At 34.8% G+C, this 12,484-nt stretch carries 11 protein-coding genes; 5 read left to right on the top strand and 6 right to left on the bottom strand.

Features of this window, described 5'->3' with window-relative positions:
* Window positions 1–40 precede the first annotated feature (40 nt).
* From HGJ18_RS01125 to HGJ18_RS01100, 6 genes are all read right to left on the bottom strand, one after another.
* Window positions 41–676, bottom strand: coding sequence for an ImmA/IrrE family metallo-endopeptidase (locus HGJ18_RS01125; RefSeq protein ID WP_253697250.1), 636 nt, complete (start codon window positions 674–676; stop codon window positions 41–43).
* A gap of 45 nt (window positions 677–721) precedes the next feature.
* On the bottom strand, window positions 722–1,087 hold the full coding sequence (locus HGJ18_RS01120; protein ID WP_253697248.1) for a helix-turn-helix domain-containing protein: 366 nt from the start codon (window positions 1,085–1,087) through the stop codon (window positions 722–724).
* A gap of 457 nt (window positions 1,088–1,544) precedes the next feature.
* Window positions 1,545–2,198, bottom strand: coding sequence for a hypothetical protein (locus HGJ18_RS01115; protein WP_253697246.1), 654 nt, complete (start codon window positions 2,196–2,198; stop codon window positions 1,545–1,547).
* 238 nt (window positions 2,199–2,436) lie between these two features.
* Window positions 2,437–3,858, bottom strand: coding sequence for a DUF8370 family protein (locus HGJ18_RS01110; protein WP_253697240.1), 1,422 nt, complete (start codon window positions 3,856–3,858; stop codon window positions 2,437–2,439).
* 20 nt (window positions 3,859–3,878) lie between these two features.
* Complete coding sequence (locus HGJ18_RS01105; protein WP_253697238.1) at window positions 3,879–6,110, bottom strand: S8 family peptidase; 2,232 nt, start codon at window positions 6,108–6,110, stop codon at window positions 3,879–3,881.
* On the bottom strand, window positions 6,110–7,150 hold the full coding sequence (locus tag HGJ18_RS01100) for an ATP-binding protein (protein WP_253697236.1): 1,041 nt from the start codon (window positions 7,148–7,150) through the stop codon (window positions 6,110–6,112). The genes HGJ18_RS01105 and HGJ18_RS01100 overlap by 1 nt, the downstream gene beginning before the upstream one ends.
* 143 nt (window positions 7,151–7,293) lie before the next feature.
* Here HGJ18_RS01100 and HGJ18_RS01095 point away from each other — a divergent pair, with 143 nt between their 5' ends.
* From HGJ18_RS01095 to HGJ18_RS01075, 5 genes are read left to right on the top strand one after another with little or no spacing between them, the layout of a single operon-like run.
* On the top strand, window positions 7,294–8,976 hold the full coding sequence (locus HGJ18_RS01095) for a site-specific DNA-methyltransferase (protein ID WP_253697234.1): 1,683 nt from the start codon (window positions 7,294–7,296) through the stop codon (window positions 8,974–8,976).
* 57 nt (window positions 8,977–9,033) lie between these two features.
* Entirely contained in the window at window positions 9,034–9,303 is a 270-nt protein-coding gene (locus HGJ18_RS01090; RefSeq protein WP_253697232.1) for a hypothetical protein, read from the top strand.
* Complete coding sequence (locus tag HGJ18_RS01085; protein ID WP_253697229.1) at window positions 9,300–9,695, top strand: type II toxin-antitoxin system death-on-curing family toxin; 396 nt, start codon at window positions 9,300–9,302, stop codon at window positions 9,693–9,695. The genes HGJ18_RS01090 and HGJ18_RS01085 overlap by 4 nt, the downstream gene beginning before the upstream one ends.
* A gap of 4 nt (window positions 9,696–9,699) precedes the next feature.
* A complete protein-coding gene (locus tag HGJ18_RS01080; protein WP_253697227.1) occupies window positions 9,700–10,317 on the top strand; it encodes a DEAD/DEAH box helicase family protein in 618 nt (205 codons plus the stop codon).
* A gap of 23 nt (window positions 10,318–10,340) precedes the next feature.
* A complete protein-coding gene (locus HGJ18_RS01075) occupies window positions 10,341–12,401 on the top strand; it encodes a DEAD/DEAH box helicase (protein WP_253697224.1) in 2,061 nt (686 codons plus the stop codon).
* The last annotated feature ends 83 nt before the right edge of the window (window positions 12,402–12,484 follow it).

Here is a 12,484-nt window from a genome sequence, read left to right as displayed (position 1 = left end):
AGATGGTAACATCCTTAAAAAATGAGCTCAAAGCCGAATGCTATGCTGCCGGTTTTGAGCTCATTTTGTGCTTGAACAGCACTGTCTTGATAATAAAAACTATTTTCGCTATACCCTCCTTATATTCTTTTTGTACCGATACGGCATCCTGCTCACTTAGGCCGCATTCGGCGGATAATTCTGCAGAACTCATATTTTGAACAAGACCGCAGACCGACAATAAAAACCTAGCCAGCATATCTGCAATTGCTTCAGGGTCTTCATACTTTGAGCAGACCTCCCCATCCTGCAATTCACTGACGGGTATTTTCAAAATACCGTGCAATATGTAGTGAGCAAGTTCATGTGCCAAGGTCATCCTATCCTGAAAGTTACCTGTACAGGCACCATCATACACATCGGAAGGCACAACAATGGAGTGAACCGCTTCATTACTCTGCGGAATAATCTCGGTAAAAGCCTGAATATTCTTGTCTTTTACTTCGCTGATAAACTCGTCCTTTTCAAGCACAATAAATTGAAAATGTTCATCAAACTTTTGCAGTTTCAGCTCTATAAGAGCCGGGACATTTACATACATTGTGTCCGTTTTCAAAATGCAGTGTACAATTACGGCGATTATCAATAAGTCGGCCTCACTGATGCACACCGTTTTTAGTCTTTTTATCTTTTTCAATAAAATTTCTCCTTCTATCGGACAGAAGTATGCTGTTCCGATAATTTAGGGTTTCTGCATCATACTTTGCAGTTTTTTACACTTTTCAGTGTCAAAGTTTTTTAATAATCGTGCAAAAACGAGAGCCGTTTCTGCCTGATATTCTTTCATCTCATTAAAATTGAGCTTTAGTTCACTTGCGGATTTATATTCGGCTTCCTTTAACTCGTTATATTCCGCCTCACTAAGCCCCAATTTTTCCTTTACTTTGTCGGAAAGGTTTTGAGGTATCGCCCTCTTACCTATCTCTATTGCAGATAAGTACGCCGGTGATAATTCCCAATCTAACTTCTCCGACAGTGCTTTAAGCGTAAGCTCATGTTCTACACGAAGCTTCCTTAAAGCCTTACCATACAATGTAACTACTCCCATAAATCGTCTCCCCATGTTTATATAATACACAAAATAAAGAATAAAGTCAACAAATTTTACAAAAAATTCTACAAATTTTGTAGAATTTATACTAATTTTATTTAAAAAATGTATAACTTCGGCAGCATACATACCGCTGCCTCGTTAACCGCCGAGTTTGCATAAAGCAAACTCGCTTTAGTGTGTGCCGTTTCTCGCTTTCTCAAAACGGCGGAATTCATCAAGCCTCAACTTTTGATAAAGTCTGCGGTTGATGAATTTATGGGATCATTTTTGAGGTATTTCACGAGGGTGCCTAGTGTAGTGCTGAAACATGTCATCTATTACGGCTGTAATAGGGCATCGATTCTAGCCGTAATAGGTGTCCTATTGCAGCACTAATAGAGCATCGATTGTAAGCAGTAAGAGAGCGAGTGGAATGGGGGGAGGATAATATCATCAGTTAAGCAAGTATCTGCTACAGATTCCTAAAAGATGTTTTTTTGTCGAAACCGTGATTAACTATCTTTTCGGAATCTGTTAAACCCTTTGATTCACAGTTCTTATCATTTTTAAGTGAAAATAAGTAGGTTTCCATACCATAATAAATTTGTTCGGGAGGAATAAGAGAAGGAATGCCGATATTTTTTAAAATATAAAACTCATCCGATAAACCCATATTTTCAATAACTAGTTCTGAAAGTTTGACATTTTCAAGCCTTTTTTTATTTATTGCAGTAACAAGGATATCTATATTCTCAACTGAAACTATATCCAAAATTTTTCCTCTATAATCAAAATCTTCAAAGGTTTTTATAAGTTCCATTTTATAAGATTTTAAAATACAGTTCCGAAAATCAGATTCATCAACTTCCAATTTTAGACCGATCAAAAATAACTTAACTCCTGCACGGACCGCAAAAAATTTATTGTATTCTACCGGTTCTTCTTCCCAAAGCCACCAATATCGGCGGTAATATTTATGATTTTTGACATGTTCACTTAAAATATTAAAAAAATCTTCATTCCGTAAAGGAATAGAACCTCGTCTATCAAATGTTACTCCATCATCACTATCCGGCTGATGAGCCAAATAATCATAATAATCTTTGTTTTTATCTATAATTCGCAAATGAAACAACCTCTTATAAACAATATTATAGTAAGGTTTATTTTATATTTATTAGTATACACAAAGTAAGAAATGTATCAAGAATGTAAAGTCAAAAAATATTACTTGGTGTTTTTCCTGTTTTTCTCGGCATAAAATAATTCTTTTAATAAATTAACATTGATATTGGGCAAAGCACCGAATTTATCTGCATTATATAGTTTTTTACGGGAAGTTTCTTTTATTTATGAAATACTTATTACAATTTATAGACACTAGCACTTGATTTTATAATACCATCTATAATAATTAACTCACAATTCGTTATTCCATTATTTTGTAACTCATTATGGTGTTTAATCAAATCGTCTAACCTTTTATCATTAAATCCTGTATCAATCACTAAATAAATGGCTTTTGTGGTTTTCTCAGCTTTTTTATATTCTTCAATTTGTGTATTATAACCATGTAATAGCTGGTTATTTTTGCTCAGCTTTATTTCAACTACAACTTTCAGCTGATTGCCAATACTTAATTTGAAATCAACTGCACCTCTTCCAGAATTTGTTTCAGGACTTATATCTACATTATTTGCCTTACAATAAGAATCAGCAATTCCATAAAACAAACGTTGTGCTATTCTTTCTTTGCGAGGTTTACCATTTGCATATAGTATCTCTGTCAGCCCATTATTTTCGATTAAATATTTAAAGCGATTACAAATTTGTATTACCATATCAAATAAATCTTCTTTTGTTTGAATATTGGTATTTTTGAATTTTAATGGTACAAGCTGAGTAATATTTTTTGCGGCTTGATACCATGAAGCCTCTCCTAGAGGATCAGTTTCAAAATCATAAGTATCAAGATGAAAATTTTGATAATCGTCTACTAAACTATATATAAGACTAGGATCATTAAGTATGATTTTACGTGCACTCTTTTTCTTTTCAGAAATACTCATATCATACCATTCTTTGCCAATCTGCTTATTAATTTCATCACGAACCCTGCGATTTATTTCACACACCCTTGCTATATCTCCCCAGTCAGATGCAATAGGTAATTTATGCAATATTTCTTTAGGAAGAAAATATAAGAGCTTATGGTTAAAAGGATTAATTATCAAGCCATTTTGAAATCTCATATTCTTTCTTGTTTCAGGCGTTATCCCAATGTTTTTTAAAACCCTCAATTTATAGTTTTTCAAATAAGCCCTAATTGTACGTGCAATAAAATCACTGATTCTATCCGGACCGATAGTATCATCAAATAATCCTACAAGTTCAAATATCTCAGGTTCCTGTATACCTGCATTAATAATCTTTTGTGCAGCTCTTAATATCTTTAACTTCAATTCTTTACCTGATCCAGAACCTGCAGTACCACTCTTGGAATAACCAAGGCATACTTCTTCAAATTCTGTCATTAATAAAAGATTTTCAGCTTTACGCCAAAAAGGGTCATCTTCTGATTGCGACACACTCAATAATTTTTTTATTTTCCTAAAGGTTTCTAGGATTGCATTATATGCACCATCCAGTTCAGGAGTAATGCTATCTTTGATACGAACAAAGTTAACAAACATAAGAGAATCAAGATCAAGAATCGTATCAAAACAACCTTCCGTATCCAGTACTTCTTTTGGAACATTTAAATAATCACTTAATGACGTAGGCACTTTCTTTCTCCTTGTTGATTTTATTCTTCGAATTGAATATCTACTTCTGCTTGATTATAAATATCAATATGCTGTTGAACATTAACTCTGCTAACAAGCCAATTATTTACAATACAATTTTTTATAAATTCATCAATTCTATTGACACCATTAATTTCTTTCAATGTTATTATAAGTCCAAACTTAACTTTTTCCTTTTTATTTTTATTTATACGCTCTTTCAGTTTTATACTTATTCCCCAAAATGGATTAGTGTATCTAGTACGAGCTTTATTCCGAGTAGAAATTTTTTCACATATAATTCTCGTATTATCCCACTTACGAAAATCTTTTCTAGCTTCTTTTTCATTTGTAAACTCATTACTTTTTTCTGAACTTTGTGTATTACTATTTATAGTTTTGATTCCTTTTCCTGCATTTTGTATTCGTCCAAAGTAAAGATCAAGTTCAGTATTAGTATAATCAACTCCTTGATTTCTATCACAGTTTGAAAAATAACACAGTACCGCTTTTGCAACATAAGGATAAGCATCCTTAACCAAGGGAACCGGAAATCTATAATTATACATATCATAAGTGTCTGATGTATCATAGATCATACATTTTATTTCATCATTTTTTGTTTGAACAATATCTTGAATATGTTTAGGAACAACCCCAAAGCCCATATAGTCAATATCTATTTTTTTTTCGCGCCAGTTTGCCGCTGAATCTATAATAAGAGCCTTAGCAAGTTCTCTATTTACACCAAGCATATGGATAAGATAAGCTAACTTTCGGGCAATCCAAGGAGCAGCAAATGAAGAACCGACTACAGACGTATCTCCTTTATTTGTATATGCTTGCATAGGTTCATCTTTATCACCACCATAATAACATACATCCGGCTTTGCAAAAAAAGAAAGCACAGGCCCTTTCCTTGAATATGATGCAGGCTGATTATTAAAGTCAACAGCGTTGACAACTAAAGAATTTATTGAATCGGCCGGAGCTCCTATATATTTAATTTTTCTATCAGAAACATTTTTATTTGTACCAGCGATAACAAAAATCACATCATTTTCGTATTGAATTTTATCAAGAATAGCAGCTTCCGGTGAAATAAAATTTTTACTAATTTCCATTGCCGAACCCAATGAGAGGTTCCATACTTTTATATCTTTATTAGCAATTACTATTTCCTTTATAGCACGAAGAATTGAAAATGAGCTAAATGCTTTTGCAATTGTAACTCCAAAATGCCTTACTTTAAATCTTCCACATCCATCATCCAAACTTGGGTTTAATGCAGGTCCATCTACTATAATAGAAGTAACGGCTGTTCCGTGTTGCATATCCTCTTCTTTTATAGGTATTTCGGTAGGTAGCATATTTTGATATTCGACCCAATCTGAGAAATAAACAGAGGAATCAAAAAGAGTATCTATAACACCTATAATAGGCTCATTTGAAGGAGGCGGTATAGTTCTTTTTGTAACTGTTTTAGGACTTATACTAGGTTGTGCAATATTCCTCATATCGGACACAGTCATAGCAATCAAAAAAGGAGCCTTTGCATATAAAATTTTATATTGATCAGGACTAAGCAGTAGAGTGGTGTTATCTATAGACTTTTCTTTTATATATGTTATACCTATATTTTCTAATAATATATCTACAGGTATTCCTGTATCATAAATTGTTATCAATGAATCAGATGCTATATCAGCTTGTAAATTTACATTTTTATGATCTTCTACACCAAAATGCTCTATATAAAATGAATCAACAATCATTGAAACAAATTTCGTTTTGCTCATTGTTTTTGATTTATCAATCTTTTCTATTCCTTTATTTATATTATCTATCAGAACATAACTAAAAATAGTCCATCCTTTTTTGATAGAAATATTTATACAAGTTTCAAGACCATCAATAGCTTCCCTTATTTCCTTCAAACTAAAGCAATATGTGATAATGTGTTTTTGTATACCCTTATTTTCAAATTTTGCACCGATAATTGAAGCATTCGGATGCGGCAATATAACCTGTATACGATTACTCTTTGCAAGAATTCTATCGTGATATACGGTTAAAATTTTTTTATCGAGAATTTTATCGTTTTTCCAATAGTCATAAACATACTCAAGCTCTCTTTTTAAAAGCTTTAAATGTTCAAGATAAACGGTTTTTCCTTTTGGAATATTTTTAAACCCGGGAGACTTTCCTCCTCTTTGTTCAAAATGACCTTTTAACATTAATATATCATTCATTATTCTTTACCCCTTAATTCTCTTGATACAGAACTTTTAGGTATATCTGTGAGTATTTCAATTTCCCTAACCGTAAAACCTTTTTCCTGTAAAATTTTAGGTTCAGGAACATCATCACCGTAGCAGTTTTTATATAAGCGTTTAAAATAATCAAATTCATCCGAAGGATTACTAAAGGCTAGCGAAGTTTTTATAATATTTTTTAACACTCCCGGATAAGGAAGACTAGGCATCAATTCAATGATTTTTCTAAACAGCCTTTTGTTTTTTCCCATTGATTTGAATTGGGTAAGATAATAATCAAGTAGCATTTCAGCAATATCATATAAATCATCTTTTGTATATCTATCAAAATCAATTACTGAATCAAAGCGTCTAACTAAAGCTTTATCAAAATTGTTATATAAATTTGTTGTAGCAACAAGCACAACCTTATTATTTAAATTATCGAATCCTTTTAAAATTGAAGATGTAGCTCTTCCCATTTCACGCAAATCATTGGAGTTAGTCCTATCCAAAGCGATAGCATCAATTTCATCAAATAGAATCATTATGTTATCAGGGCATATAAGATTATTTATTTCTTCAAAAATATTTGCAATATTTTTTGATGTTTGTCCAAGCTTGCTATCAATAAGAGAATCAAAATTAACAGCATATAGTTCACGCCCTAAAAGTCTTGCAAATTGTTTTACGGTTTCAGTTTTACCGGTTCCAGGCGGTCCTTGAAATAAAAATTTATTTACACCGATATTATAGCCAACGGCATTTACTGCACCAACAAGATCATTTTTTATATCTTCAGGTAACGGAAGAGGATCATTGTTAAATAACACTTTTACAAAAAAATCCGATTTACTTTCAATCATTTGCGGAATAAATGTATTTGCATTGGAAAGAAGAGCCATAACATATTCTGCAAGCTGAAAATCACCATTTTTATCAAAATCATGTGCAATATCGTAAGCCTCTGCCCTAAAGGCAGCATCATTGTGTTCAGTATAGTATTTGATTAGATTAATGACATTCTTTTTTTTCATCACAATCTCCTTATCTTAGGACAGATTATAATATAATTTGCAATAATTGTCAATACTAGGACAACTATATTTATATTGGGACATATATACAATATATTTATACCCTCCTCCCCCTTTTCCCGCTTTTATGCTATACTATCGACATGTCCCAAAAACTTGAACTAACGTGGTACGGCAAGGATAAGCCTATAAAGCCGGAACCGCGTATCTTAATCAAAGACGATAAAAACTCAAATCTCGGAAAAGACGGCACAGCCGAAAACCTCCTTATTCACGGAGACAACCTTCTTGCACTCAAAGCTCTGGAACAAACATATACCGGCAAGGTAAAATGCATCTATATCGACCCGCCCTACAATACGGGAGCAGCCTTTGAACACTATGACGACAACCTTGAGCACAGCACATGGCTCAGCTTGATGTATGATAGATTAATAATATTAAAAAAACTCTTATCAGAAGATGGCATTCTATGTTGCCAAATAGATGATTCTGAAGGCTTTTATTTAAAAATTATGCTTGATGAAATTTTTGGTAGGTCAAACTACCTCATTACATTATATATTCAAGTAAGATATTCAAATAAAACTCTAGCAGAAGATAGTGATTATCAAAAAGTTATTGAACAATGTCATGTGTATGCAAAGAATAAAAAATATGTAAATTTAAATCGTCCAACTGAAATGTATAATCTTGATAAATTTAAATGGGAAATAATAGAAAAAGAGAAAGGGGAGGTTATCAATATTGGTAATAAAAAAGTAGAAATATTAAAGCAAAATCAATATGAAATAAAAGAAATAAAACCAAATATCAATGGACTAAAAGAAACATGGGCTACAGGTTCGTTAGCTCGTGTAAAAGCGAGTGCCGGGGAATTCTTTGAACTGTATTTATCAAAAAGAAAAGAACTTGATGGATTGGGCTGCTTGTATAAGGTGTATGATATTGGAGAAGATGGCTTAGGATTCAGATACATCAGCGGACCTAAAAAAGAGACAGCAAAAAAAGGAAAATTTTATTCAGGGGTACCATTAAAAAGAAGGATAGAATTAGAAAAAGGAGTTAGCATCAAACATCTACCAGTTCCTAATTTCTATGATTTTTCCGGTCAATTTGGAAATTGTAGATTAGAAGGTTCAGTTAGTTTCAAAGCTGGGAAAAAACCAGAAACACTGTTATATCAAATATTAAAATATTATACCTCTCCCAATGACATCGTGCTTGACTCCTTTCTCGGTTCGGGAACAACCGCTGCCGTTGCTCATAAAATGGGACGGCGATGGATCGGTATCGAAATGGGCGAACACGCCTATACCCATTGTAAGGTCCGGCTCGATAAGGTTATTTCGGGCGAAGACCAAGGCGGCATTTCAAGAGACGTAAACTGGCATGGAGGCGGAGGCTATACCTTCTATACGCTGGCCCCTTCCCTTATCAACATCGATTCTTTCGGACAGCCGGTCATTAATGAAGAATACAGTCCCGATATGCTCAGTGCCGCCGTTGCCCTGCACGAAGGCTTTACCTATAAGCCCGATGATAGCCTTTTTTGGAAGCAGTCCGTTTCAAGCGAAAAATCATTTTTATTCGTTACTACCCGCCATGTAACCGCCGCGTACCTGCAATCCATTCACAACACCATGCAGGAAGAAGAATATCTTACCATCGCCTGTACCTCATTTGATTCCACAGCGGCAAAAGCATATACAAATATCACAGTCAAAAAAATCCCCCAAATGCTGCTTGAAAAATGCGAATTCGGCAAAACCGGCTACAGCCTCAATATTGTGCACCCTCCTGTATATGAAGAAGATGATGAGTGATAGGCAGTTCAAATAAATCGCAAAATGTGATATAATGGGAATAGGATGGAGGTATGTATGAATGAAGTAATGTTACATCAATATAATTTACTTTCAAAAGAATTGCAGCAGGAAGTACAGCACTATATTGAATATTTATTTCTAAAAAATAAAAAGCTGAGTAAAAAAACAGATGAAGAGAACGCAAAAGAAACTCAAGCAGATAAATTATCGGATACTTCATTATTTGGAACAAAAGCTGAAATTGTTTCGGACAAAAAACTTTTTGAAGTTTCCAATAATCTTATACATAAAAATCTTGACGCATATAAGGAACTTGCACAGTGATTTTCTTTACACAACAACAGGTTAAAGAAATGCACCGTAGCCTTATCAGTACAACCGGCGGAACAGACGGCATAAGAGATGAAGGACTTCTCGATTCAGCATTACAATCTCCATTCCAAACATTCAATAGAAAAGAACTATATTTTGACATTATTGACAAAGCGGCGCAGCTTTGCTATGCACTCATTAAAAATCATCCGTTTATTGACGGCAATAAAAGAATAGGAGTTCATGTAATGCTTGTGTTTCTTGAACTCAATAATAAAAAAATGACATATACTCAAAACGAATTAGTAGATTTAGGCTTAGGAATTGAATCAGGCAATATCACTAGTGAGAAAATCAAAAAATGGATTTCATTACATACCGAAAACAAGGAAGAAAAGGAATAGACCGATGATTAACCGTTTTCCCGAATACACAACTGACTACATTGCAGGAATAATGAGCCTCAGAAAACCTCAAAAAGAATCTCTTGAAATACTTGCAAAAATAGTCAATTCGGTAAAACCCGATAAACAAAGCGATAAACAAGCTGCCCTCAAAGCGGTACATAACAGCTATCCTACCTGCAGCGATTTTGAAAGAGATTTTATTTCGCTTACCTTTGCTCTTGCAACAGGAGTCGGTAAAACCCGTTTGATGGGAGCCTTCATTGCCTACCTTTATACAAACTACGGCATCAAAAACTTTTTTGTAACGGCACCCAACACCACCATCTACTCAAAATTAAAACAAGACCTTGGAATGCCTCATACCGAAAAATATGTTTTTAAAGGACTCGGCTGTTTTTCTTCTCCTCCGGTCATCATTGCAGATGAAGACTACCGCTATAAAAATCTTGAACTCTTCGGCTCCGATATCCGCATCTTTATTTTTAACATAGATAAATTCAACAAAGAGCGGGCAAAAATGCGGAGCCTTTCCGAATATCTTGGTACCTCTTTTTTTGAAAGTCTTGCTTCTATGAACGACCTTGTACTGATAATGGACGAGTCTCACCACAATCGCTGAATGAACTTAAGCCGATTTTAGGCTTGGAGCTTACGGCGACACCTTACACAAAATCGGGAACAAAGCAGATCAACTTTAAAAATGTTGTGTATGAATATCCGCTTTCAAAAGCGATTGCAGACGGCTACACTCGTACCCCCTTTGCAGTAACCCGTCAGGATATTCAATTTTTCAATTTCGGAGAAGAAGAAATTGACAAGGTTATGCTCAATGACGGTATTCTCTGTCATGAACGGGCAAAACTGAAACTTGAACAGTATGCCCAAAACACCGGTAAGCGGAAAGTAAAACCTTTCATGCTTATTGTCTGTAAAGATACGGCCCATGCCGAAAAGGTTCAAAACTACCTCGGTTCGGATTTTTTTAAGGACGGAGCTTACAAGGGAAAAATCATTACAGTACATTCAAATCAAAGAGGCAGCGAAAGCGAAGAGAACATGAAGCTATTGCTTGAAGTCGAAAAATACGAAAATCCTATTGAAATTGTTATTCATGTAAATATGCTCAAAGAAGGCTGGGACGTTAATAACCTCTATACAATCGTTCCCTTGCGGCAAGCAGCTTCAAGAATATTAAGGGAACAAATGGTCGGCCGCGGTTTACGCCTTCCCTACGGCGAGCGGACAGGCAATAAAGAAATTGACATGGTAATGCTTACCGCTCACGATAAATTTGCCGAACTTTTAGAAGAAGCACAAAAAGGCGATTCCATCTTTAAAGCCGAAAATATCATAAAGGCGGAAGACATTACTCAGGAAAATCTTAGGTACACTCAAGTATCCATTCAATTCGATGAAGATGCGGAATTGGAAAAAGCCTATCGGATAACAGGAATGCAAAAAAACGAAGCACATGCCGCATTGTTCAAAGACACCCGAACACTCATACAAAAAACGGTAGGGACATACATTCGCCGGCAAACCGGCACGGATATAAAGTTGAGTTTCTCAAGCGGCCAAAAAACGGAAATCACACAGACCATTAAAAGGGAACTTTCATCGGATAAAGATTTAAGTGCAATCTATACAGAGAATGTAGACCCGCTTGCTTCGTGGATTAGCGAAACCGTTTCCGAATATTGCGAAACACTTTCTTCAAAATACATACCCATTCCGCATATTACTGTTACCGATTCGGGCTTACCGGAATATCATTTTGCGGATTTTGATCTTGACCTTGAACCCTTTAATCATACGGTAACGGGTGAAGATATCCTTATACAAAATTTGGAAGATCAGGGGGACAGGCTTCATATCAAAGGTTCCGCCATTGACTTTGATGCTTACAACCCGCTTGCAGAGATTATGAACTGCCTATGCGAAAAATCTGAAATTGATTATCGGCGTTCTGCAGCACTATTACAGAAGCTGGTTACTCAAGTTTGTTCTCATTACAGAAATAAATATTCCGAAAACGGTATGAGAAATATCGTAATGATGAATAAAAAAGATATTGCCGATAAAATTCACTCACAGCTTATGAAGCATTTTTATTGTGAAGAATCTTTCCTTGAAGAAAAAGTTTCGTTAGTACAGCCCTATAATCTTGAACAAGCCTACAACTACTCGACTGCTTCCCGTTTCTTTGATTCTTACGATAAAGACATACAATCAGTTGTATTTACCGGTATAAAAAAAGGAGTATTCGAGGAAGCAAAGTTCGACAGCAAACCCGAACTCATTCTCGCCCGTATCATGGAACAAGATCAGACGGTTCAAAAATGGCTTCGTCCTGCAAAAAAAGAATTCAACCTGCAATATAATGGAGGAAAGCATTACGAACCTGATTTTGTAGCTGAAACATCTTCTTGCATTTATTTGATTGAAGTAAAAGGAGAAGACAAACAGGACACACCCGATGTCATTGCAAAGAAAAATCGGGCAGTCCGCTACTGCAAAACCGTTTCCGAATGGAGTACCGCACATAAAGGTAAACCATGGAAACATCTTTTTATTCCATCAATGCAGATAAGTCCATCAGCCTCTTTTACCCGCCTTGCAAAAACCTATACTATCGAAACGGAGTCTAGCGATATCTACAAAACCGATCCCGGATATGGGACACAGATTGCTGCAGATAGATAAAATCTTCAATTTTTTCCTGCCGATTTTTCTTATATAATAGTCAGCATAATTGTTTTTTAAGGAGCAAAAATTGATTAATAATG

It is taken from the genome of Treponema denticola (genome assembly GCF_024181405.1).
In the GTDB taxonomy this organism is placed as follows: domain Bacteria; phylum Spirochaetota; class Spirochaetia; order Treponematales; family Treponemataceae; genus Treponema_B; species Treponema_B denticola_D.
The sequence above is the reverse complement of the archived record's forward strand: the minus strand, read 5'-3'. Positions and strand labels throughout refer to the sequence as shown.